The sequence below is a fragment of the Thermoanaerobacter sp. X514 genome, assembly GCF_000019065.1.
GTDB lineage: Bacteria > Bacillota > Thermoanaerobacteria > Thermoanaerobacterales > Thermoanaerobacteraceae > Thermoanaerobacter > Thermoanaerobacter pseudethanolicus.
In genome coordinates this window covers 392,538-416,317 of record NC_010320.1, presented here as the reverse complement: position 1 = coordinate 416,317, position 23,780 = coordinate 392,538, and the positions used below count along the sequence as shown (strand labels likewise).

The following is a 23,780-nucleotide window of genomic DNA, read 5'->3' as shown; positions in this document are numbered from 1 at the left end:
ACATAAAATCACCTTATTTCTTTGGTGTATATGGTACTCCATCTGCAGCAGGTGGTACGCTCTTTCCACCGACACCCACAAGTGCAAGTATTGTCACTATATAGGGCAACATCATGATTATATTCTTAGAAAATGCCGTATTTTGGAGCTGCATGCTGAAAGCCGTTGCGAATCCAAAGAGAAGTGCAGCACCAAAAGACCCAAAAGGCGTCCATTTACCAAAAATCATTGCTGCCAACGCAATGTAACCTCTACCACTTGTCATATCAGGGATGAAACTATTTAACGCACCTATTGACAGGTAAGCACCACCCATCGCAGAAAGAACACCGCTTAATGCAACGCCAAGATACCTTAATTTTATAACATCAATACCCGCTGTTTCAGCCGCCTCAGGATTTTCACCAACTGCTCGAAGTCTTAAACCTAAATTTGTGTGGAACAGAAAATAATCTGACACAAATAAAATTATTATCATCAAATATACTACTACACTGTGACCACTCAAAACTTGGCCTAAAAATGGTGTATCTTTAATGCCTGGGATTTCTATAGTAGGTAGCATAGGAGTGTCAACAGGAGTTCCTGTAAAACCATACATCGTATTTAAAAGGTATGCCGTAATACCCGATGCAAAAATATTAATTGCCATACCTAAAATTATTTGATTAGCCGTTAAGCTTACAGCTGCCCACGCAAAAATCAAAGCTACTATAAGCCCAACTATCATAGCACCTAAAAGTCCTAGCCAAGCGCTACCAGTCGCATGAGCAAATACAACTGCAAAAAATGCTGCAATAAGCATAATACCTTCCATCGCTATATTTACAACACCAGATCTTTCAGAAAAAGTACCACCTAGCGCAGGTAATGCTAATGGTGTGGCCATCGCCAAAGTAGCTGCCCAAAGTTGTGGATTTAAAAATATTTCCATTATGCTTGCGCCTCCTTTTTGCGGTTTTTCGCAAATTTGTCTTTAATAACTTCTGCTACTCTATGAGCTGCAACGAAGAATACTATAAGCCCTGTAATAACGTCTGCCATTTGACCCGGTACCTGCGCATTAAGCTGCATATACTGAGAACCAGTATCTAAAGCCGCAAACAAAATTGCCGCAAATATAACTCCTATCGGATTGTTGTTTGCGAGAAGCGCTACAACTATTGCTGTATAACCGTATCCAGCAGTAAAACTGTCATAAAGCCTATGCTGGACTCCTAACATCTGAACAGCTCCAGCAAGTCCTGCAAATGCACCACTTAATCCTAATGAAAACACCATATTCAAAGGCACATTCATCCCTGCATATCTTGCTGCTCTTTGATTATATCCTACTGCTCTCATTTCAAAACCCCATGTCGTTTTAAACATAAGCCAATATACAAAAATTGCAGCAGCAAGAGCAATAAAAATTCCATAAGAAAGTTGTGTATTCTTAATTAAAAATGGTATAACTGCGCTCTCCTTAATACGTGGAGATTGAGGAATTGTTCCTCCCTTCTCCATCATAGGGCCAAATTGAAGCAAAAAGTGGCTAAAATATATTGCAATGTGGCTCATCATCATTGTAGTTATAACTTCATTAGCACCAGTATAGGCTTTTGCAAGTCCCGGAATGAGTCCTGCCCAAAGTCCTCCTGCTATCATCGCAGCTATAAGTGCAAAAGGTATGTGGATATACCAAGGTAATCCAGTAAAACTATAGCCTACCCAAACACCTACTATTGCACCTATCCAATACTGTCCTTCTGCACCTATATTAAATAGTCCAGCCTTAAAAGATATAGCTACACCCAATCCTGTCAATATAAGAGGTACAGCAGCTGCAAGAGTATTTGCAATATTATTAACTGAACCAAAAGCACCTATAAATAAAGATATATAAGCTGTTGTAGGATTAAATCCTGTAATAAGCATTATAATAGAACCAACTATTATTGCTATAAGCACAGCTGCAACAGGAATATACAGTTCTTTTAAAAGATTCTTCATTATCTCGCCTCCAATGTCGTCTTATCAAATCGCGAACCAGCCATAAGCATTCCTATTTGTTCTCTCGTTGCAGTTTTGCCGTCCAAAATATCCATAAGCTGTCCATTGTATATAACTCCAATCCTATCTGATAATGCCATTATTTCTTCTAGCTCTAATGAAATGAGAAATACAGCAGCACCTTTATCTCTCAATTCAAGTAGTCTCTTATGGATATATTCTATAGCACCAACGTCCATTCCTCTTGTGGGTTGAACTGCAATTAAAAGCTTAGGATTGTATCCTACTTCTCTCGCCAGTATTACCTTTTGCTGATTTCCTCCTGATAAACCACGAGCCTTAAGCATGTACTCAGGAGGCCTTACGTCAAACTCTTTAACTTTTCTCTCGGCATTTTCATATACTTTTTTATATTGAATTACACCATAACGAGAATAGGTGGGATCTTTATATTCCCTCAAAATCAAATTTTCTGCAATTGTAAAATCCAAAACAAGTCCATCTGCTTGCCTATCTTGTGGAATATACGATATACCCTCTCTATAAAGCTGTCTTGTAGTAAAATTTGTAACATCTTTCCTGTAAAATAAAATATTACCAGATTTCTTAGGCCTTAATCCCATTATAGCTTCTACTAATTCTAACTGCCCATTTCCATCAATACCAGCCAGTCCAAAAATTTCTCCTTCGTGTATATCAAAACTTACATCTTTAACCTTAGGAACGTTCTGCTGGTCAACTACATTTAAATTTTTAACACTTAAAACGACATCCCCTGGCTTGTACTCACTCTTTTCTATTCTCAATACTACTTCTCTACCTACCATTAAATTAGCAAGTTCTTGCTCATTCGTTTCTTTTGTGTTCAAAGTACCAACAGTTTTACCTCTTCTCATAACTGTAACTCTATCAGAAATTTCTAATACTTCTTCTAATTTGTGACTTATAAATATTATTGACATACCTTGTTTTACAAGTCCCCTCATTATTTCAAATAATTTTTCTGTTTCCTGAGGAGTAAGCATAGCTGTTGGCTCATCCAAAATCAAAAGTTTTGCTTTTCTATAAAAAGCCTTTAAAATCTCAACTCTTTGCTGAAGACCAACAGATAAATCTTTTACTTTTGCTTCAGGATCTATTTCTAAGTGATATTTTTTTGAAATCTCTCTTATGAGTTCATTTGCTTTTTCCCTATCGTAAGTTATGCCTTTAGGCTCTGCACCTAATACAATGTTTTCTGCAACTGTCAAAACAGGAATAAGCATAAAGTGTTGATGTACCATTCCTATACCTTTTTCAATAGCTTCATGAGGACCACTTAGATTGAGTTCTTCACCATCAAAAATGAGCTGACCTGAATCCGGTTTATATAAGCCGTATATAATATTCATTAAAGTAGATTTGCCAGCACCATTTTCTCCAAGTATAGCGTGAATTTCTCCCTTTTCAACTGTAAGGTTGACATTGTCATTTGCTACAACCTTAGGAAATACTTTCGTAATATTCTTTACTTCCAATATAGCGCTCATACTCCTACCTCCAAAAAGGGGCTGAACAGTATTCAGCCCCGGTTTTTTATGGTTTTAGTTTATTTTGAAACTTTGTCAGATACTGTTATCTTACCGTCTTTTATATCTTGTGCTAATTGATTAACTTTATCTATGATAGATTGTGGAACATCTTTATTCACTTTACCTATTCCAACACCGTCATTCTTTAAGTCAAAGTATACAATTCCACTCTTAAAGTTGCCATTTAAAGTATCTTTTATAACATTGTATGTTGCAACATCAACCCTCTTAACTGCTGATGTCAAAACATGATCAGGAGCTAAATAGCTTTGGTCTGCGTCAACACCAATAGCATATACGTTTTTCTCTTGGGCTGCTTTTATTACACCCTCGCCAATACCACCAGCAACTTGGAAGATGATTTCTGCACCCTGGCTTATCTGTGTCAAAGCCATTTGTTTACCTGTTGCTGGGTCATCGAAATTATTTGTATAATTGATTAGAATTTTTATGTCCGGATTAACAGCTTTTGCACCTTGTTGATAACCTGCAATAAAGCGATCAACTGGTGGTATCTGCATTCCGCCAACAACACCTATGGTGTTTGTACCTTTTACCTTACCAACTTTTTCTTTTTCCATTAATCCAGCCATAGCGCCTACAAGATAGCCGACTTGCTCTTCCTTGAACATAGCTGATGAAACGTTAGGCCTGTCTGTCACTTCTGAATCAATTATCAGAAATTTTGTGTCAGGGAATTTTTGTGATACCTCTTCAACAGCATCATGCATCATAAAACCTACTGCAATTACCAAGTTGTACCCTTGTTGTGCAAAATTTGTTAAGTTCGGTACATAGTCTTCCATTTTCTTTGATTGTATTACGTTCACTGTAACACCTAATTCTTTAGCAGCTCTTTGCAAGCCTTCATAAGCCATTTGGTTAAAGCTGCGGTCATTGATGCCACCCACATCTGTTACAAGACCTACTTTAAAATCTTTGTTTTTAGATTCTTGCGCAGTCTCGGGTTGTGTACTTTCTTGCTTTGTTTTTGAAGAGCAACCCGACAAAAGCACTGAAACTGATAACACTACAATTAACAAGGATGCTAAAACAACACGCCACCTTTTCATCATATAACCTCCTACAAAAATTTTGTTACCGTTTACTACTTGTATAAGTAGTAAACATATAAACTTGTCTGACATCTAACTTTATTATAACTTTATTAATCTCTTGTTACAAATTCTAAAATAAGTTATTTTATTGAGCTCTTTTATAGATATCTTTTTAAATCTTCTCTTTTCTTTATATTTCTGCAATAACTATTTTTTTATGCAAAATTTAAAGCTTATTTTAAGAACTTTCGGCACTATTAGCTTAAAGGTAGCGCAAAATAAAGAGTGCTCATCGCACTCTATCAAGAAATTTTATTTAAAACTTTATTTACAATTTCATCCCTTATATTTTTGTATTTTGCCAAAATTTCATCACATTCTTTGTTTGCCTTTTCGGCAATTTCTCTATCTTTAATATAAGGAATATTCACTTTAACATTCAAAACAGCTCCCTCTATTGCTGCATATAGTAGAATCGCTCCAACTGCCGCATCAGATATGGCATTAGGATTCCCGTATTCCGCAATCAACATCGTAGGAGTAAAAGCCTCTCCACACAACCTCGCAAGTTTTAGAGGAACATTCATAGCGTTAATATAAGCTTTTTGAAGTGCTTCGTTTCTTATTTTTTTATTTTCTTCAGTATCTTTTGGCATTTTAAGGGCTTTCATCACTTCGTCATAAGCTACAGTGTCTTCATCAACAAGCTTTACATATTCTGCAAGAAGTCGATTACATATACTAAGCCCTTGTTGAATCTCTTCTTTAATATCATCAGTATATTCCTCATAAAATTTTCGCCCTATTGTAAGATTGTAAACCATAGAAGAAAGGGCAATCCCAAGGCTTGCCGCTGCCGCCGATACACTTCCCCCTCCCGGCGTTGGTGATTTTGAGGCCACTTTTTCAATATACTCCTTTAATGAATCATCAATCAGCATAAAACCATCTCCTTCTCTGTGTATATATTTTCCCCCACTACCTATTATACCAATGATATATAATTTTCGTAATACAACTGCCAAAAAAATTGTTACAATATTTTTTCTCTATACTCTTTTGGAGTAAAACCTGTTATGTTTTTAAAAACTTTGCTAAAATAGTGTTGATCAGTATATCCAACTGCTTCGGCTACTTCGTAGATTTTAACCTTTACATCTTTTAAAAGTTCTTTCGCTTTTTCAATCCTGCAAGCAGTTAAATAATCTGAAAATGTGACACCCATTTCACTTTTAAATAAAGTACTTAAATAGTTTGGAGTTATATATAATTTCTCAGCAATGCTATTTAAAGAAATATTTAAATCACTATAATTTTCTTGTATTAGTTTGATAGCCTCATCAATTAATTTCCTATTTTTAGAGTTTTTAGTAAGAGAAACATATTCACATACTACTTCTATTATATTTCTCATCCATTCTCGAAATTTTTCTTTAGTAGATAATTCAGAAATTTGTCTCCAAGGGTCCGTTTCTTTAAATAAAATATCTGCATTTTCTCCAATTTCTATAAACGACCGCGTAATAACTGCAACAAGCCCTAACCCCCATCTTTTTATAAAATCTTCTGTATAATTTTTGTCGTGAAATTCATTCCAAATATCGTTAAAAATGTTAAGAGCCAAATCTTTATCTCCCCGTTTTATCGCTTTTGATAATTTCTCTTCCAATTTTAAAGGATATTTATAATATTCTGCTTTAAAAAATTTCAAATCTTCTTTGTTCAATGATGGTAATGGTTCCTTTTTTTTGTCCAATAATTCTTTTCTTTTTAAAACCGCTCGTCTTACAGTTTCTTTTAGCGTGTCAATGTCGATAGGTTTTAAAATATAATCAAAGGCTCCTAACCTTATAGCTTGTTGAGCATATTTAAAATCATCATATGCACTTAACAAAATTACCACAACTAAAGGGTCTAGCTTTTTGACTTCCCTTGTAAGTTCGAGTCCATCCATAAAGGGCATGCGTATATCCGTTAAAATTATATCAGGTTGTTCTCTGTTAAACACATCAAGAGCACTTTTTCCATTGGCTTCGCAACCTACCACACGTAAATCTAACTCCTGCCAACTAACATTATTTTTAAGCCCTTCTCTTACAATCGGTTCATCATCTACAATTAAAATTTTCATAAAATCCACCTCACAAAACAGCAGGAATTACAATTCGGGCAACAGTATTGCTATCTATTGCTTGGTAATAAAGTCCATACTCTTCCCCATAATATAACTTAATCCTTTCATTAACATTTTGTATTCCATAACTATCTTTATCATCTGCTGGCGAATCCAATAGTTTATTTACTAAATCTAAATCTATAGGATTACCATTGTTTATGACCTCGAATACAATTTTTTCACCATCTAAATAACCGTTAATCAAAATTTTCCCTTTTCCTTCATAAGTCTCTATCCCATGAATTATTGCATTTTCAACAAGAGGCTGCAAAATTAACTTTATCGTCTTGTAGTGTAAAACTCTTTTATCTATATTAAAACTCACCTCAAACTTATCTTTAAATCTGATTTTTTGAATTGTAATATAGCTTTCAACATGCTTCAATTCATTTTCAACAGTAGTTACATCATTCCCTTTATTAATGCTGTATCTCAAAATTGATGCTAAAGAATTTACAATCTTGCTTATTTCAGGTACATTATGTTTTACTGCCAACCAATTTACAGTATCAAGTGTGTTGTATAAAAAATGTGGATTTATCTGTGCCTGCAAAGCTTTTAATTCCGCGTCTTTTTCCTTTATTTTTGATAAATACACTTCATGTATAAGTTCATTTATCCTTTCTATCATGTAGTTAAAACTTGAATACAATACTCCTATTTCTCCATCCCAGTTTTCTTCAACACTTATGTTGAAATTACCTTTTTCAACTTTTTTCATTTCAGTAGCAAGTTTTATTATTGGCTGTGAAATACTGTATGAAAAATAAAGAGAAATCAAGGCTGCAATTACAAGACTCAAAAGCGCAGTAAGATAGATAAAATTTCTTATCATCTCAGCTTTTTCATTAAGTTCAGCCATAGATACCATACCAACAAGTTTCCACCCATTTTGAGGTAGAGTATTGTATATAACCATTATTTTATTACCATTTATAGTAATAAAATCACTTCCAGAACTGCTATTGTATAATTTAGTGGTATAACGATATAAAAAGCTTTTGTCCTCGGAATATATGAGTTTACCCTTATCATCAACTAGATATACCTTACCTGTTTTCCCAAGGTGTATATCAGATACCACTGAGGCAACTTTGGACATGTCCATATCTACAGAAATGACTGCTATAGGTTTGGCAAAATTTTTTATATCGAAAACCAACCTTGAAACAGAAATCATTTGTTTTCCAAAATCGTCGTTTATATACCAGTACAACCTGCCATTAAGCTGTATAGTCTTTTTGTACCATTCTTTATTTTCTACTACTTTTGAAGACATCACATCATTTTGTTCTAACCTCATTGGATATTGATTTTTATGCAAAGCAAAAATTTCTATAGAAGAATAATTTTCATTAAATATTCCGGGATATAATATACTGTTTCTTATAGCTGTAACTTCTCTGTTTATTTGAAAAGGAGTTTCTCCCCCATTGCGTGATAAATTATACTGAAGTTCTTTATTCATTGAAACATATAGTATAGCATTTTTCATATTTTCTAGCATTTTTGATATATTTTTATTTGCTTGATTTAGGGTCTGAAAAGTAGTCTTTTTTACCTCTTCATTTATATATCTTGATGTAATATTGCCTGTTATCGCCGCCACCATTATGAGCGGTATAACTATTATTAAAATGTATGAAAGCAAAATTTTTTTGTATAACATAAAAACCACCTTTTATATAAATATTTCAACAGAATATAGCAACTACCTTCTTTATAATTAAAAGTTTATAAAAAAATACACAAAATATTAAAAATGTCACATTATTTTTGCAACCGATTTCTTATATAATTATTATACAACACCAATACTATTTAAGGGGGAATTTAGATGGGTAAAAAAAATAAAATCCTGACATCAATAGTTTCACTGGCATTAATAGGAACTTTAATTGCCGGTTGTGGTTCTAACACGACCTCATCTACTTCAAGTAATACTTCTAAGAATGAACCAATCACAATTACTTATTCTACAGGTAAAGACTCTACACCAGCAACCCAAAAATTAGTCGAAGCTTTTGAAAAAAAATATCCAAACATTAAAGTCAAAGTTCAAGAACTACCTAACTCTACAGATGACCAGCATAATTCATATGTTACTGCATTGTCAGCAGGAGATTCAAGTATTGATGTTTTAGCAATGGACATTATTTGGACACCTGAATTTGCTGCTGCTAATTGGTTACTCCCGTTAGATGATAAATTTACAAAAGAAATGAGAGATAAGTTTTTACCAGGACCCGTTGAAGCAGTAACATATAATGGCCATGTGTGGGCAGTGCCAAGATTTACAGACGCAGGAGTCCTTTATTATAGAAAAGATATCATAGATACTCCTCCAAAAACTTGGGATGAATTAATTCAAATGGCAAAAGAAAACGTTGGTAAAGGTGGTACTAAATACGGAATAGTATTTCAAGGCAATCAATATGAAGGTTTAGTTTGCGATGCTTTAGAGCTTATAGGAAGCAATGGTGGAAGTGTTCTTGAAGGAGACAAAGTCACAATAGACACACCACAAGCAGTAGCAGGACTTCAATACTTGATAGATTTAGTAAAAATTGCTCCTCCAGGTGTAACAACATATCAAGAAGAAGATGCGAGGAATGTATTCCAACAAGGTGAAGCAATTTTCATGAGAAACTGGCCTTATGCATGGTCTCTAGTAAATGGAGATGATTCCCCAGTAAAAGGTAAAGTAGGTATAGCTCCAATTCCAAGAGGAAAAGACGGCGAAGTTGGCACTCCAGTTTTAGGTGGATGGAATCTCGGTATAAACAAATACTCAAAGCATCCTGAAGAAGCATGGAAATTTATAGAATTTGTTACAAGTGAAGAAGGTCAAAAGGTAACCGCTTTAGAAGGCGGCAATCTCCCAACAATAAAATCTTTATATCAGGACAAAGAAGTTTTAGCAAAAAATCCCTATTGGGCAGATTTTTATGATGTATTCATAACAGCTAAACCAAGGCCTGTATCTCCTTTTTATCCTCAAATGTCTGATTCAATGCAAATAAACTTTCACAAAGCTTTGACAGGAGAAATAACAGCACAGCAAGCTATACAAAACATAGCGAAAGATTTGAATGACATAATTAAAAACGAAGGTAAAAAGTAAATTTTTAAAGGTACTTCTTCATACAAATCCAAAGTGGCAGCTTTTTGCTGCCACTTAATATAAAAAAGAGGTGATAACGTGGTAGAACAAAAAAATTTAACATCCCCAACTAAACAATCTAAGTTCCAACTAAGTGAAGCCACATTGGGATATATATTAGTTGCTCCAGCCTTACTCTGTATTATTGCAATAGCTTTATATCCTGTACTCAATACTTTTAAATTAAGTCTTTATTACATGAAATTGCAGCTTCCTGGACTCACTCATTTTGTAGGACTTCAAAATTACATCACACTATCCTCTGATTCCAGATTTTGGTCTGCAACCTTAAATACTGTATTTTTCACAGTTGTATCTGTAGCATTAGAATTAGTACTTGGAATGATAATGGCACTTTTGATGAATAAAAAATTCAAAGGAATAGGATTGGTAAGAGCTGCCGTGTTGATTCCATGGGCAATACCGACTGTAATATCAGCTCTTATGTGGAAATTCATTTATAATGATCAGTTTGGCGTATTAAATGACATCTTAATGAAAGTAGGTTTAATCAACAGTTATAAGGCATGGCTAGGTAGTCCTTCTTCAGCAATGTCGGCAGCTATATTTGCAGATGTATGGAAAACTGCACCTTTCATGGCGTTATTATTGCTTGCTGGGCTTCAGAATATATCCCAAGACCTTTATGAAGCAGCAAAAGTAGATGGAGCAGGAAGCATAAGACAATTTTTTAGGATAACCTTACCATTGTTAAAACCTACAATTTTAGTTGCTCTCATATTTAGAACATTAGATGCTTTTAGAGTATTTGACCTCATTTTCGTAATGACAGGAGGAGGACCTGGTAACTCAACAGAAACCCTTTCAATATATGCATATAAAACCCTTTTTAGAAACCTTGACTTTGGAATTGGTTCAGCAATAGCTGTTATAATATTCATCTTTGTTTTCATTTTTGCAATGTTCTATATAAAGCTTTTAGATAAAAGCATTTTGAAATGAGGTGATATAAAAATGAAACTTAAAAATACCATAAACCAAATTATTTTCTATATTTTTTTAACAATATTCCTTGTATATATAATTTTCCCTTTTCTATGGCAAACACTTACCTCCTTTAAAACTCCACAAGAACTATTTAGTATTCCTCCAACATGGATTCCAAGTAAAATTTATACGGGATATTATATAAATGTATTTACTAAACGCCCTTTTTTAACCTATTTGAAAAATAGTTTTATTGTTGCTTCATCTACCACTCTTTTTAGTCTTTTTGTATCTTCTTTTGCAGCATATGCTTTAGCAAGGCTTAAATTTAAAGGAAAGGCGATAATACTATCTTTAGTTTTGTCTGTATCAATGTTTCCTGGAATAGCTATTGTAAGCCCTCTGTTTATTTTTCTAAAAAATGTAAACCTATTAAATAGCTATCTAGGGCTTATATTAACATACACTACTTTTGCAATTCCTCTTTCTTTGTGGATTTTAACCTCATTTTTTAAAGAAATTCCTTTTGAACTTGAAGAATCTGCAAAAGTAGATGGTGCTACTCCTATGCAAGCATTTTTAAAGATAATAATGCCTCTTGCTACCCCAGGTATGTTTACAACTGCCATTCTCACGTTTATAGCTGCATGGAATGAATTCCTCTTCGCCCTTGTATTTAACACACAAGACTCAATGAGAACAGTACCCGTCGGTATAGCTATGTTTCCTGGAGAACATGACCTTCCTTGGGGAGATATTGCAGCAGCATCTGTTGTAGTAACTGTTCCTCTAATTATAATGGTACTTATCTTCCAAAAAAGGATAATCTCCGGTTTGACTGCTGGAGCAGTAAAAGGATAAAAATTTTATGAAAGGAGTGTTTTAAATGCCATCAGTAAAAATTGGTATTATAGGTGCAGGAAGTGCTGTATTTTCTCTGAGGTTGGTGAGCGATTTATGCAAAACTCCAGCGTTATATGGAAGCTTAGTAACTCTCATGGATATCGATGAAGAAAGATTAGAGGCCGTGTACATACTTGCAAAAAGGTATGTGGAAGAAGTAGGAGCAGAGTTAAAGTTTGAAAAAACTAAAAATTTAGAAGATGCCATAATAGATGCAGATTTCGTAATAAATACAGCAATGGTAGGAGGACATACTTATCTAGAAAAAGTCAGACAGATTAGCGAAAAATATGGCTATTATAGAGGAATAGATGCACAGGAATTTAATATGGTTTCAGATTATTACACTTTCTCAAATTACAATCAGTTGAAATATTTCGTAGAAATTGCCAAGAAAATTGAAAAACTGTCTCCAAACGCCTGGTATTTACAAGCTGCTAATCCCGTATTTGAAGGCACAACTCTTGTAACAAGGACCTCTTCGATAAAAGCAGTTGGATTCTGCCATGGACATCTTGCATTAAAAGAAGTATTTGACACACTGGGACTTAAGCATAATAAAGTAGATTGGCAAGTAGCAGGAGTAAATCACGGAATATGGCTTAATAGATTTATATATGAAGGAAAAAGTGCTTACGAAAAGCTCAACACCTGGATAGAGGAAAATTCTCACAACTGGAAACCTCTTCATCCATTTAATGACCAGCTATCCTCAGCTGCCATTGATATGTACAAGTTTCACGGAGTTTTGCCTGTTGGCGATACCGTAAGAAATGCTTCTTGGCGGTATCATAAAAACCTGGAAACAAAGAAAAAGTGGTATGGAGAACCTTGGTGTGGTGCAGACTCTGAAATAGGTTGGAAATGGTACCAAGAAACATTAGGAAAAATTACAGACATCACTAAAAAGATTGCAAAGTTCTTGATAGAAAATCCAAAAGCAAAGTTTAGCGATATAAAAGAAATTTTCGGTCAAGAGGCAAAAGACAATGAATTACTACAGGAAATGGAAAAAATACTAGACCCAGAGCAAAAAAGTGAAGAACAGCACATTCCTTTCGTAGAATCGATTGTAACCGGCAAAAAAGAAAGATTTGTAGTAAATATACCAAATAGAAGAATAATTCCTGCAGTAGAAAATGATGTTGTTGTAGAAGTACCTGCAATAGTAGATAGCGAAGGAATACATCCAGAAAAAATAGAACCCATGCTCCCAGAGAGAGTAATAAAGTATTACCTAAAACCGAGAATTATGAGAATGGAAATGGCAGTAGAAGCATTTTTAACAGGGGACATAGACATAATAAAAGAACTTCTGTACAGAGACCCTAGAACTCAAAATGATGGGCAGGTAGAAAAAGTTTTAGAAGAAATTCTATCCCTACCAGAAAATGAAGAGATGAAAAAACATTATTTAAAAAAATAGTGAGGCTAAATTTAACTAATGAGGTGCCATTTGTAAAATCCTTTGTACAAATGGCACCTTTTTTATTTTACTCTCTTTTTAGCACCTTCTTTTTTATTTCCGATACAAATTCTTCTATATCTTTAAGGTTAGATGTAATAATCTCATATAATTCTTCATCTGTCACTAAATTGTAAAGATGCACCATTCTATTTCTATATCCCGCCATTTTCACTAATTTTTTACTCAACTCCTCATCTATATATCCGTATTCTCCTAACCCTCTCGCAATTGATTTATATTCTTTTGATAATTCGATATTACCTGCCTTTGCTAATATATGCCTTCCTATATCGAAAATTGCCTCCAAAGTTCTCCTTAAAAAACTTTCTGCAGCCGCAGAATTTCTTTTATCACTTAAAAAAGTTGCTTTATCCATTGAAGACAAAACTTTTAGTTCCTCCAAATACTCGCTAATAAGAATAAGTCTTTCCAAAATTAACTGGCTATTTATCATATTCCCCACCACAACTTTTAATATTTTTCTAGCACTTCTTCAATGTACTTATCGTACATATATTTAAAGTCTGCTGCTCTTCTTAAAATCTGCATTTCATAACTATCTTTAAACTCTTCAGAGTAGGAATATACGCATATCCCCTTTAAGGCTTCTAGCTGGAATATGGAATGATTTTCTTGAAGAAATACCAAGTCCAATTTATAAGGTTTAAAAAGATCTTCTAGCCCATTGTAAATATCCGCATAAAGCAAATAACGCTTTTCTATTTTTTCTATATCCTCCAAAAAAACCACGCCTACATCAATGTCTGCCAAAGGGTCATCTATGACTACTTTCTCCCCCTGCAGTAATTTCAATGCATTTTCTTTTTGTGAACCAAACAGGTACACTAAACCTATTTTGTATTTTTCACATATTTCTGATAACTTCTGGGATACAGCAAACATTCTTCTTCACCCATTTTCATTGTAACATAAAAACTATTTTATTCCAATAACAACCACATCATTCCCCTTTGACTTTATCACTGTATTTGAAAGCATGATTTCAAGGCTTTTTAGAGCCTTTTGAAGCAGTGCCTCATCAGATGCCTCTCTTGTCGCTCTTACTGTAGAATGTATACCTCCACCCTGTTTTAAAATGTCAATATAGGAATAACCTTTAAGCTTTAGAGCCATTTCATTTTCTCTAGAACCATAGTGCATAATATGAGTATGAGGATCTACAAATCCAGGAATTGCAATCATGCCTTTTGCGTCAATTTTTTCTTTTGCAGAAATTGCGGCAGGTGATTTCCCTGCCGCTAAAATTTTTCCATCTTTTATTGCAATATAAGCATCTTCAATTTCTTCTATATTTTCCATGTCACTTCCACATAGCGGGCAATTGCCAAGAGGTGTATAAATTTTCTTAATGTTGTATATTAACAAATCTGCCTCCATTTTAACACCTCATTCGTATATTCTATTTTCTAAAACCATATTTTCAGAAAAGTTCTCTATTCTTAAATAATAATCTGCCACATCAAACAAAGCCTTTGCTGGCACAAGCCCTATTATTTCACTGCCTATAACATTTACCCCATACCTACTAGCTTCTGCTTTAATTGTTTCAAAAACTCTGTAAATAGGTGTTTTATTAAAATCAGTAAGGTTCATCGACACCTGCACAATTCCTCTTTCTTTTAATTCCACCCCCATCGCCTTTACATACCGGTAACCGCCGTTTGAAAATCGGATAGCTTTAGCAATTTTGTTAGCTATATCAATATTGTCTGTAGCAAGATTGACATTGTAGGCAATGAGAAAATTTCTTGCGCCAATCACTGTCGCACCGCTTTTTGGGTTCATCTCCTGCGGACCAAAGTCTGGCTTCCATTCCGGCTGTTTTATCTTTTCAAAAAAGCCTTCATATTCTCCCCGCCTTATATTCTCTAAATTTTTTCTTTCAGGAGTTGTAGCAGCTTCTTCATATAAATACACAGGTATATTAAGCTCTCTTCCAACCCTTTCTCCTACTTCTCTTGCAATTTGGATACATTCTTCCATTGTAGCATTTTTTACAGGTATAAAGGGTACTACATCTGTTGCCCCAATCCTCGGATGCTCTCCTTTATGGTACCTCATATCAATTATCTCTGAAGCTTTTTTAATGAGCTTAAAAGCCGCCTCTTTTACTCCCTTTGCATCTCCACAAAAGGTTATAACTGTCCTGTTGTGGTCTTTATCGGAAGAGTAATCCAAAAGCTTTACTCCTTCCGTCGACACAACTTCTTTGACAAGCTGTGCTATTTTTTCTTGGTCTCTTCCTTCACTAAAATTAGGTACACATTCAATTATCTGATCCATTTATTTCCTCATCCTTTCCAACGTTTATTTTAGCATAGGCATTTTTATTCCTTTTTCTTTCGCTTTCAAAACCATTTCTAAATTTTGAATTTGTCAATATAGTATATTTCTATTTAATATGTCAAAAATCCTGCTAATATTTATGCATTTTTAAAATTTAAAAAAGCGGGAGTTCTCCCGCTTACTCTACTTTAAACTGCTTAATTGCTTCCATAAGCGTATTGGCATAATTTTTAAGCTCATTTGCTGTTGTAGCCATTTCCTCCACAATCGCTGACTGCTCCTCTGAAGTTGCCGATACTTCCTCGGCTGATGCTGCAGCCTCCTCTGATACAGCCGCTATGTTTTGTATTGAATCAACTATCTTGTTCTTGTGAGATTCTATCTCCTTTAAAGATTTATTAAGATTGTCAATTTTTTCTACTATGAAATTCACTGCATGAAGTATTCCTTCAAATACATCTTTTGTAGTATTGACTACATTGCTTTGCTCTTCTATCGATTTTGTTGAATCTTCTACTGTTTTGTAGGTATCGTTAATAGTGTTTTGTATTTCAGATATTAAGTTTGCTATGTTTCTCGCTGCCTGTGAAGACTGCTCTGCCAATTTCCTCACTTCATCCGCTACAACTGCAAAGCCCCTTCCTGCTTCTCCTGCTCTCGCTGCCTCTATCGCTGCGTTTAGTGATAAAAGATTTGTCTGGTCAGCTATACCTGTTATCGTCTCTACAATCTTGCTTATTTCCGTAGATTTTTCTAAAAGATAATTTGTGGATTCTTTTACATTGTTATTCGCTTCTACTGTCAGTTCTGTCTTTTTAATTAAGTCATCTATAATCACAAGCCCTTCGTTGGATACCATGCTGACATTTGCTACTTCTTGGTTTATCTCATCAGCGTTTTTAAGGGATTGGTCTATCAATTGCCCAAGTAATACAGTGGCATTAGCGCTCTCCTCTGCCTCTTTTGCTTGGCTAGAAGCTCCTTGTGCGATTTCTTCAATGGCTTTTGCAACATCCTGCGTGGCTTGAGCTGCCTGCTCTGATGCTACTGCTAAATTCTCTGCAGAATGATTTACAGATTCTGATATGCTCTTTATGTCAAAAACAAGTTTCTTTATTCCTTCTATCATTGTGTTGAAGCTGTTTGCCAGTATTCCAACTTCATCTTTTGATTTAATATCAATATTTACATTCAAATTACCATTTGCTCCCTCTTCCATTGTTTTTGATAGTTCATTAAGAGGATTAAGTTTTCTATTAAGGAACCAAATAATAAGCATAGAACCAACAATTAAATTTATTATTGATATTATAATTATTACATTAAGAACTGTTTTTACTGGTCTATAAAAGTCTTCATCATAAGCACCAACATTTACAAACCAATCCCAGGGCGCAAAATACCCAACTGCATTAGTTTTAGGACGCATTTTTTTCTCGCCAGGATTCTGCCAATAAAAATGTATAATACCATTATTTTTAGGATTCCTACCTTCTTCAATAATAAGCTTTACTATATTATTACCTTTAGGGTCTACTACTTCGGATATATCTTCTCCTTCTTTATATGGATGCATCATTTCTATTCCTTGACTATTTATAGCATACATATAAGCTCCTATATTTAGTTCTAGTTTATCATTTTGACCTCTGGTTTTTCCATCTTCCTTTTTAGGATTTAACATCTTAGATTTAAAAATTTCTTGTGCTTCTTCTCTTGTTAGTTTACCCGCTTGAACTTGTTCTTCTAATGCTTCCATGAAAGCAATTCCCATATTTACTTTATTTTTTAGTGCGGTTTCTCCAAGATTTAAAAGTGCCTTTTTAGATACATTATAAGCAGCAAAACCTAAAACAGACATACTTATTAAAGTTACTGCAATGAACATTAAAACTAATGTTGATTTAATACTTTTTGTACCTACTTTTTGCAGTTTTTTCATTTAATGTTCCTCCTTTGTTTAGTATCCATAGGTCTTTGCAGAACCCCAAAATCCTCACAAATTAAGGGGTTCTGCTATATATTTTTAAAGGAATTCCTCCACTTTTGTCAAATTTTATATAGACGACCAAATCCAAAAACAAAATGGGGGGGAAATCCCATGAAAATCAAAGCTAAAAATTATCTCTCTCAGATAATTACGCTAATGTCCAATCTTTTTTTGAAGAAGATAAACCTAAGATTATTAAACTCTTTGAGTCTTTTGTTGATTTATCTGAACTTATTCCGCCTTCTTTTTACGTCCATTATTATTTCCACTACCTATAGGGAATTAGTCTTGAATCTATGCTTACTGCTCTCATTATCCAAAAAATTCTCTCTATCCCTACTATTCAACTGCTCGTTTATATCCTTGGTCTATCTAAAGAACTGAGAGAGCTTTGTGGCTTCTCAAGAGTTCCTAATGCTTCTCAATTCTGTTGCAATAGTTAGTGTTAATATCAGGTATAAGGGTATATTCATGTTGTCCGCATGCTTGTCCAAAAACACCTTCTCCAGGAATTTCAGTATTCCCTCCTGTTTCATTTTTAGTATTATGGTATCTATTAAATTCGGAAAACTTATATTGGCTGTATCAATATTCCCTTTTCTAATAGATTCTAATATTTTTTCTTTATCTTTTTTTGCTTATTTATATTACATTTTATTTGTCGGCATAACATGCTTCTATTTTAAGTCCGTGTCAAGATTTTGTAGGTAAAATTTTTTAACTAAATATTTTAGCTGATTCTCTAAATTACCTCACCGCTAATTACTATTCCTTCTAGTGTTTATGATATATATTTCTATTTATGTTAAATTATTGATTTCAAAAACTAAAAAATTCCTCTTTCTTTACCATCTTTTATATGGTAAAGATTGTTAATCGCTATTGAACTGTTTTGATACTTTTTGAGTAAGTTCATGTATCCCTTTTTCTAGTTCATAAAAATCTTTACTCTCTTTTATTATTTTTATTAAACCTTCTACAAAAAGCAGGATTGCACCCACTATGTGTCGAACATCTAATAACATATCAGACCTCACCTCCCTTTTGATGTTGTTTTGATTTTTTTCGCGGTGAGGTCTTTTTTCTACATTTGCACCTCTTTTTCCTGCTTAATCACCTACTGAAATTTTACACTATCTTCTGTGTTTTGTTTAAAAGAATTTATGTACTTATTTAAAACCGATAAAGCTGCTTGATTGGAATCGTTTATCTTGGTTTTAAGAACACTCTCTGCAATATTTGTAGAAAAATATCCTGCTATGACAAGGGGAATTAAAATAAGCAAGAGCATAAACACCAAAAGTTTTGTTTTAATACTTTTCATTTGTTACCCTCCTATTATATAGAAATAAAGTGTTGTTGATTCCCCTTTTTCTCCCGCAAGACTTCTTCCAGTGCTTCTACGATTTTGTAATTATATTTTTGTAGTTGGGTTTTTAATTCAAATATTGCCTCGTGTATACTTTTTAACCTCTTTTCATTATAAGGCCTTTTTGTAGTCATTGCATCAAAAGAATCACAAATTCCTATTATTTGAGCACTTAAAGGGATAATACTGACACCAAAAGGATAGCCAGAACCATCTAGCCTTTCATGATGGTAAAGTACCCCTGGAACCAAATCCTTCAATGAAGGAAAAATTTTTAACATTTCCGAGCCATAACTCGGATGTATCTTCACAAACTCGTATTCTAACTCTGTAAGCGGACCTGGCTTGTCAAGAATGGAGACAGGTACCAATACCTTGCCAATATCGTGTAATAATCCCCCCTTACAGTTATAAATTTGCTCCTCTTTAGGTAATCCTAATTTTTTAGAAACTAAATAAGTAAGTTTTGCAACTCTTATACTGTGTAAGTAAGTCGTATAGTGATAATGTTTCAAACTCGTCATTAAATGCTTTATAAGATAATACTCGCTGTAATTGTATACTTCCACCGTTTTCCCTTCTTTTCGACATAATTTGACAAAGAAATTATACCATTTGTTTCTTGAAATGTCAATTTTAAAAAAGTTTCAAAAAAAAAAAAAAAAAAAAAAAAAAAAAAAAAAAAAAAAAAAAGTTTTTTTTGTGGAATTTTTCTTGATATTTATTCTTGCGTGGTTTATTTGAAAAATGTATTTAGCATAATATCGCAATATAGATAAAAAGCACTTTTTTATCTAACCTTAAGTTTTTGATATAAATTTGTCACAAAAAAAGTTTTAATTTTTAAGTTGGTATGGTATAATTATTTTGTACCTGTTATATAGCTTTAATAAAAGTAAAAATCTAAATTAATGCGACCTGTTATACACACTATAAATACCTGTTATATAATAAAATGAAATATTGTATACTGTACTATATCAGGTACATCCTTCTTTGATTGGTGATTTTTTGACCCTTTTATTTAATTATTAAATAAATAAGGAGAGGAGTAAAGAAATGGCTAAAGTAATGAAGACCATGGATGGTAACACAGCTGCTGCCCATGTGGCTTATGCTTTTACGGAAGTAGCTGCGATTTACCCTATAACTCCATCGTCTCCAATGGCAGAAGTAGTAGACCAATGGAGTGCACATGGAAGAAAAAACATATTTGGTCAGCCGGTAAGAGTAATTGAAATGCAGTCGGAAGCCGGTGCTGCAGGAGCTGTTCATGGGTCACTAGCAGCAGGCGCTCTCACAACAACATTCACTGCATCACAAGGACTTCTTTTAATGATTCCCAACATGTATAAAATTGCAGGGGAACTTTTACCTGGGGTATTCCATGTAAGTGCACGTGCCGTTGCAACCCATGCTCTTTCAATTTTCGGTGACCATTCTGACGTTATGGCATGCCGTCAGACAGGCTTTGCTCTGCTTGCTTCTGGCAGTGTACAGGAAGTAATGGATTTAGCAAGCGTTGCACACCTTTCTGCTATTAAAGGAAGAGTGCCCTTCTTGCACTTTTTTGACGGATTTAGAACATCGCATGAAGTACAAAAAATCGAAGTTTTAGATTACGAAGACCTCAAAAAACTTGTAGATTATGAAGCTTTAAAAGCCTTCAGACAAAGAGCACTAAATCCAGAACATCCTGTAACAAGGGGTACAGCGCAAAATCCAGATATATTCTTCCAAGGAAGAGAAGCTGCCAATAGATTCTACAATGCTATACCTGAAATCGTAGAATATTACATGAATGAAATAAACAAATTAACAGGCAGAGAATACAAATTATTCAACTACTACGGAGCACCAGATGCAGAAAGAATAATAATAGCAATGGGTTCTGTGACAGAAACTATTGAAGAAACAGTTGATTACTTGATGAAAAAAGGAGAAAAAGTAGGAGTAGTCAAGGTACATCTTTACAGGCCTTTCTCTGTAAAACATTTCTTGGAAGCGATACCGAAGACTGTTAAGAAAATAGCAGTACTCGATAGAACAAAAGAACCCGGTTCAATTGGTGAACCTTTGTATGAAGATGTAAAAACAGCTTTCTTTGACAGTGAATTGCGTCCAGTCATTGTTGGAGGTCGTTATGGTCTTGGCTCAAAAGATACTACACCTGCACAAATCATTGCTGTATTTGACAACCTCAAAGCTGATGAGCCAAAAGACCACTTCACAATAGGAATAATTGATGACGTAACCTTTACATCACTTCCTGTAGGAGAAGAAGTCGATACAATACCAGAAGGAACAACCAGCTGCAAATTCTGGGGATTCGGTTCTGATGGTACAGTAGGTGCAAACAAGAGTGCTATAAAGATCATAGGTGACAACACAGATTTATACGTGCAAGCATATTTCTCTTATGACTCAAAGAAATCAGGCGGTGTGACAGTATCTCACTTAAGATTCGGCAAAAAACCAATAAGGTCAACATATTTGATAAACAAAGCAGACTTTATTGCTTGCCATAAGCAGTCTTACGTTTACAACTATGACATATTAGCAGGATTAAAAGATGGTGGTACTTTCCTCCTAAACTGCAATTGGAAAGTTGAAGAATTAGACAAAAAATTGCCTGCTTCAATCAAAAGATATTTAGCTAAACACAACATCAACTTCTACATCATCAACGCTGTAGACATCGCAAAAGAAATAGGTTTAGGCGGAAGAATCAACATGATAATGCAATCTGCTTTCTTCAAACTCACAAACATAATACCAATTGAAGAGGCAGTAAAACACTTAAAAGAAGCTATCGTAAAAGAATACGGACATAAAGGCGAAAAGATAGTACAGATGAACTACGAGGCTGTAGATAGAGGTATAAATTCTTTAGTCAAAGTAGAAGTTCCTGCTTCTTGGGCAGATGCTGAAGATGAACCAAAAGAAGAAAGGCAAGCACCTGATTTTGTGAAGAATGTTGCCGATGTAATGAATAGATTGGAAGGAGACAAGCTTCCTGTTAGTGCTTTCCTTGGAAGAGAAGATGGAACCTTCCCACCAGGCACAGCAGCTTATGAAAAACGTGGAATTGCTGTTGACGTACCTGAGTGGCAGATAGACAACTGTATCCAATGTAACCAATGTGCATTTGTATGTCCTCACGCCGCAATAAGACCATTCCTTCTTACTGAAGAAGAAGTTAAAAATGCACCCGAAGGCTTTAAAGTTAAAAAGGCTATCGGAAAAGGCTTTGAAGGATTATACTACAGAATTCAGGTTAGCGTTCTTGATTGTACAGGTTGCGGCGTTTGTGCAAATGAATGCCCTGCAAAAGAAAAAGCGCTTGTTATGAAACCTTTAGAAACACAAATGGAAGAAGCAAAGAACTGGGAATACGCAATGACTTTATCACCAAAAGAAAACCCAATGAACAAAGAAACAGTAAAGGGAAGTCAATTTGAAACACCATTGCTTGAATTCTCAGGCGCTTGTGCAGGATGCGGTGAAACACCTTATGCAAAACTTGTAACCCAATTATTTGGCGATAGAATGATGATAGCAAATGCTACAGGTTGTTCTTCAATTTGGGGAGCAAGTGCGCCATCTACACCTTACTGCACAAATCATGAAGGGAAAGGACCTGCTTGGGCAAATTCTCTCTTTGAGGACAATGCAGAATTTGGTCTTGGTATGGCATTAGCTGTAAAACAGCAAAGAGAAAAATTAGCTGATATAGTAAAAGAACTGTTAGAACTTAACATTACAGCAGAACTCAAAGAAGCTTTACAATTCTGGCTTGATAACATGATGGACGGCAAAAAATCAAAAGAAGCCACAATTAAACTGTTACCGATACTTCAAAATTACAAAGCAGAAGACGCAAAAGTAAAAGAGCTTATTAACGAAATACTTGAAAGAAAAGACTATCTCATTAAGAAGTCTCAATGGATATTTGGTGGCGATGGTTGGGCATACGATATAGGCTATGGTGGATTAGACCATGTCCTTGCTTCGGGAGAAGATATAAATGTTTTAGTATTCGACACAGAAGTTTACTCAAATACTGGCGGACAATCCTCAAAAGCAACACCAGTAGGAGCAGTAGCACAATTTGCTGCAGCTGGTAAACCAATCGGCAAGAAAGACTTAGGAAGAATGGCAATGACATATGGCTATGTATATGTAGCACAAGTTGCAATGGGAGCAAGCCAGACACAATTAATAAAAGCGCTAGTAGAAGCAGAAAGCTATCCAGGGCCATCTCTCATCATTGCGTATGCTCCATGTATCGCCCATGGAATAAAGCAAGGTATGAGCTGTAGTCAATTAGAAGAAAAGAAGGCCGTAGAGGCAGGATATTGGGTTCTCTATAGATACAATCCGCTTCTTAAGAAAGAAGGCAAGAATCCATTCATACTCGACTCCAAGCCACCAAAACTCTCTGTCAAAGATTTCTTACAAGGTGAAGTCAGATTCTCAGCTCTTGAAAAGACTTTCCCTGAAAAAGCACAGAAGCTCTTTGAAGAAGCTGAGAAGCAAGCTCAAGAGAGGTATAAAATCTACGAAAAATTGGCAAAAGATGAATAAAAAATGGAGGGAACGCTCCCTCCTTTTTTATGTGCGCCCGGCATGGGCGATAGCTAGGCGGTGAAAGTCCGCTGTGGGCTTGGTAGTGGGAACCACTAGCCAAGAGCAAGGGTGTCCATCGTGAGGTGGAATCTGAAGGAAGCTTAAGGCAAAATCTCGGTCTGATGAACAAGAACCAGATAAGAGGCTGAATTGGGATGGATGAGTTTGCGTAACAAAACGAAGTCCAACACTACCCGAATCCCATA

19 protein-coding genes and 2 pseudogenes are annotated in these 23,780 nt (G+C 34.8%); 6 read left to right on the top strand and 15 right to left on the bottom strand.

All coding sequences use genetic code 11. The features are described 5' to 3' along the window. Positions 1 to 13: 13 nt before the first annotated feature. The 7 genes from TETH514_RS02015 to TETH514_RS01985 all read right to left on the bottom strand — a co-directional run bounded on the left by TETH514_RS02015 (position 14) and on the right by TETH514_RS01985 (position 8,466). Entirely contained in the window at positions 14 to 934 is a 921-nt protein-coding gene (locus tag TETH514_RS02015; protein ID WP_003867519.1) for an ABC transporter permease, read from the bottom strand. Next, positions 934 to 1,992: an ABC transporter permease gene (locus TETH514_RS02010; RefSeq protein ID WP_003867520.1), complete on the bottom strand. Its 1,059-nt coding sequence runs from the start codon at positions 1,990 to 1,992 to the stop codon at positions 934 to 936. The genes TETH514_RS02015 and TETH514_RS02010 overlap by 1 nt, the downstream gene beginning before the upstream one ends. Next, positions 1,992 to 3,521: an ABC transporter ATP-binding protein gene (locus tag TETH514_RS02005; RefSeq protein WP_009051780.1), complete on the bottom strand. Its 1,530-nt coding sequence runs from the start codon at positions 3,519 to 3,521 to the stop codon at positions 1,992 to 1,994. The genes TETH514_RS02010 and TETH514_RS02005 overlap by 1 nt, the downstream gene beginning before the upstream one ends. A gap of 59 nt (positions 3,522 to 3,580) precedes the next feature. Continuing rightward, on the bottom strand, positions 3,581 to 4,636 hold the full coding sequence (locus tag TETH514_RS02000; RefSeq protein ID WP_009051781.1) for a BMP family protein: 1,056 nt from the start codon (positions 4,634 to 4,636) through the stop codon (positions 3,581 to 3,583). Between the two features lie 287 nt (positions 4,637 to 4,923). Then, the gene (locus tag TETH514_RS01995) at positions 4,924 to 5,562 is read right to left on the bottom strand and encodes a cyclodeaminase/cyclohydrolase family protein (protein ID WP_009051782.1); all 639 of its coding nucleotides are present in this window, start codon (positions 5,560 to 5,562) and stop codon (positions 4,924 to 4,926) included. A gap of 92 nt (positions 5,563 to 5,654) precedes the next feature. Then, positions 5,655 to 6,752: a response regulator gene (locus TETH514_RS01990; RefSeq protein WP_009051783.1), complete on the bottom strand. Its 1,098-nt coding sequence runs from the start codon at positions 6,750 to 6,752 to the stop codon at positions 5,655 to 5,657. Between the two features lie 10 nt (positions 6,753 to 6,762). Next, positions 6,763 to 8,466 (bottom strand): sensor histidine kinase, encoded by a 1,704-nt coding sequence (locus tag TETH514_RS01985; protein WP_009051784.1) that lies wholly within the window; start codon positions 8,464 to 8,466, stop codon positions 6,763 to 6,765. A gap of 168 nt (positions 8,467 to 8,634) precedes the next feature. Between TETH514_RS01985 and TETH514_RS01980 the strand changes: the two genes are divergently transcribed. The 4 genes from TETH514_RS01980 to aglA all read left to right on the top strand — a co-directional run bounded on the left by TETH514_RS01980 (position 8,635) and on the right by aglA (position 13,237). Beyond that, positions 8,635 to 9,921 (top strand): ABC transporter substrate-binding protein, encoded by a 1,287-nt coding sequence (locus tag TETH514_RS01980; RefSeq protein ID WP_009051785.1) that lies wholly within the window; start codon positions 8,635 to 8,637, stop codon positions 9,919 to 9,921. 78 nt (positions 9,922 to 9,999) lie between these two features. After that, positions 10,000 to 10,923 (top strand): carbohydrate ABC transporter permease, encoded by a 924-nt coding sequence (locus TETH514_RS01975; RefSeq protein ID WP_009051786.1) that lies wholly within the window; start codon positions 10,000 to 10,002, stop codon positions 10,921 to 10,923. Between the two features lie 12 nt (positions 10,924 to 10,935). Then, positions 10,936 to 11,769 carry a carbohydrate ABC transporter permease gene (locus tag TETH514_RS01970; RefSeq protein ID WP_003867529.1) on the top strand — a complete coding sequence of 278 codons (834 nt, stop codon included), beginning with the start codon at positions 10,936 to 10,938 and terminating at the stop codon, positions 11,767 to 11,769. 25 nt (positions 11,770 to 11,794) lie between these two features. Then, on the top strand, positions 11,795 to 13,237 hold the full coding sequence (gene aglA / locus TETH514_RS01965; protein WP_009051787.1) for an alpha-glucosidase AglA: 1,443 nt from the start codon (positions 11,795 to 11,797) through the stop codon (positions 13,235 to 13,237). 67 nt (positions 13,238 to 13,304) lie between these two features. On the opposite strand, the gene TETH514_RS01960 is transcribed toward aglA, so the two are convergent. From TETH514_RS01960 to TETH514_RS01940, 5 genes are all read right to left on the bottom strand, one after another. Continuing rightward, the gene (locus TETH514_RS01960; RefSeq protein WP_003867531.1) at positions 13,305 to 13,733 is read right to left on the bottom strand and encodes a DUF86 domain-containing protein; all 429 of its coding nucleotides are present in this window, start codon (positions 13,731 to 13,733) and stop codon (positions 13,305 to 13,307) included. Between the two features lie 17 nt (positions 13,734 to 13,750). Beyond that, positions 13,751 to 14,182, bottom strand: coding sequence for a nucleotidyltransferase domain-containing protein (locus TETH514_RS01955; RefSeq protein ID WP_009051788.1), 432 nt, complete (start codon positions 14,180 to 14,182; stop codon positions 13,751 to 13,753). Between the two features lie 33 nt (positions 14,183 to 14,215). After that, positions 14,216 to 14,677: a hypothetical protein gene (locus tag TETH514_RS01950; protein WP_003867533.1), complete on the bottom strand. Its 462-nt coding sequence runs from the start codon at positions 14,675 to 14,677 to the stop codon at positions 14,216 to 14,218. A 9-nt stretch (positions 14,678 to 14,686) separates the two neighbouring features. After that, the gene (gene ftcD / locus TETH514_RS01945; protein WP_003867534.1) at positions 14,687 to 15,583 is read right to left on the bottom strand and encodes a glutamate formimidoyltransferase; all 897 of its coding nucleotides are present in this window, start codon (positions 15,581 to 15,583) and stop codon (positions 14,687 to 14,689) included. A gap of 181 nt (positions 15,584 to 15,764) precedes the next feature. Next, on the bottom strand, positions 15,765 to 17,528 hold the full coding sequence (locus tag TETH514_RS01940) for a methyl-accepting chemotaxis protein (protein ID WP_009051789.1): 1,764 nt from the start codon (positions 17,526 to 17,528) through the stop codon (positions 15,765 to 15,767). Between the two features lie 344 nt (positions 17,529 to 17,872). On the opposite strand from TETH514_RS01940, the gene TETH514_RS12830 reads away from it, so the two are divergent. Beyond that, a complete protein-coding gene (locus tag TETH514_RS12830; RefSeq protein WP_012268597.1) occupies positions 17,873 to 18,019 on the top strand; it encodes an ISNCY family transposase in 147 nt (48 codons plus the stop codon). Between the two features lie 444 nt (positions 18,020 to 18,463). On the opposite strand, the pseudogene TETH514_RS12495 reads toward TETH514_RS12830, so the two are convergent. The 3 genes and pseudogenes from TETH514_RS12495 to TETH514_RS01930 form a co-directional block, all read right to left on the bottom strand. Continuing rightward, positions 18,464 to 18,601 (bottom strand): annotated as a pseudogene (locus tag TETH514_RS12495) (ISLre2 family transposase); the annotation flags it as partial. A gap of 101 nt (positions 18,602 to 18,702) precedes the next feature. Beyond that, positions 18,703 to 18,900: pseudogene (locus tag TETH514_RS01935) on the bottom strand (chemotaxis protein); the annotation flags it as partial. A 14-nt stretch (positions 18,901 to 18,914) separates the two neighbouring features. Beyond that, on the bottom strand, positions 18,915 to 19,514 hold the full coding sequence (locus tag TETH514_RS01930; RefSeq protein WP_003867539.1) for an HD-GYP domain-containing protein: 600 nt from the start codon (positions 19,512 to 19,514) through the stop codon (positions 18,915 to 18,917). Positions 19,515 to 20,004: 490 nt separating this feature from the next. On the opposite strand from TETH514_RS01930, the gene nifJ reads away from it, so the two are divergent. Continuing rightward, positions 20,005 to 23,532 carry a pyruvate:ferredoxin (flavodoxin) oxidoreductase gene (gene nifJ, locus TETH514_RS01925; protein WP_009051791.1) on the top strand — a complete coding sequence of 1,176 codons (3,528 nt, stop codon included), beginning with the start codon at positions 20,005 to 20,007 and terminating at the stop codon, positions 23,530 to 23,532. Positions 23,533 to 23,780 lie beyond the last annotated feature (248 nt).

Coding starts and splice junctions, on each gene's coding strand:
- nifJ (WP_009051791.1), top strand. CDS start 20,005: ATGGCTAAAGTAATGAAGACCATGGATGGTAACACAGCTGCTGCCCAT.
- TETH514_RS02005 (WP_009051780.1), bottom strand. CDS start 3,521: ATGAGCGCTATATTGGAAGTAAAGAATATTACGAAAGTATTTCCTAAG.
- TETH514_RS01950 (WP_003867533.1), bottom strand. CDS start 14,677: ATGGAGGCAGATTTGTTAATATACAACATTAAGAAAATTTATACACCT.
- TETH514_RS01940 (WP_009051789.1), bottom strand. CDS start 17,528: ATGAAAAAACTGCAAAAAGTAGGTACAAAAAGTATTAAATCAACATTA.
- TETH514_RS01960 (WP_003867531.1), bottom strand. CDS start 13,733: ATGATAAATAGCCAGTTAATTTTGGAAAGACTTATTCTTATTAGCGAG.
- TETH514_RS01995 (WP_009051782.1), bottom strand. CDS start 5,562: ATGCTGATTGATGATTCATTAAAGGAGTATATTGAAAAAGTGGCCTCA.
- TETH514_RS01990 (WP_009051783.1), bottom strand. CDS start 6,752: ATGAAAATTTTAATTGTAGATGATGAACCGATTGTAAGAGAAGGGCTT.
- ftcD (WP_003867534.1), bottom strand. CDS start 15,583: ATGGATCAGATAATTGAATGTGTACCTAATTTTAGTGAAGGAAGAGAC.
- aglA (WP_009051787.1), top strand. CDS start 11,795: ATGCCATCAGTAAAAATTGGTATTATAGGTGCAGGAAGTGCTGTATTT.
- TETH514_RS01980 (WP_009051785.1), top strand. CDS start 8,635: ATGGGTAAAAAAAATAAAATCCTGACATCAATAGTTTCACTGGCATTA.
- TETH514_RS12830 (WP_012268597.1), top strand. CDS start 17,873: ATGCTTACTGCTCTCATTATCCAAAAAATTCTCTCTATCCCTACTATT.
- TETH514_RS02000 (WP_009051781.1), bottom strand. CDS start 4,636: ATGAAAAGGTGGCGTGTTGTTTTAGCATCCTTGTTAATTGTAGTGTTA.
- TETH514_RS01970 (WP_003867529.1), top strand. CDS start 10,936: ATGAAACTTAAAAATACCATAAACCAAATTATTTTCTATATTTTTTTA.
- TETH514_RS01955 (WP_009051788.1), bottom strand. CDS start 14,182: ATGTTTGCTGTATCCCAGAAGTTATCAGAAATATGTGAAAAATACAAA.
- TETH514_RS02010 (WP_003867520.1), bottom strand. CDS start 1,992: ATGAAGAATCTTTTAAAAGAACTGTATATTCCTGTTGCAGCTGTGCTT.
- TETH514_RS01985 (WP_009051784.1), bottom strand. CDS start 8,466: ATGTTATACAAAAAAATTTTGCTTTCATACATTTTAATAATAGTTATA.
- TETH514_RS02015 (WP_003867519.1), bottom strand. CDS start 934: ATGGAAATATTTTTAAATCCACAACTTTGGGCAGCTACTTTGGCGATG.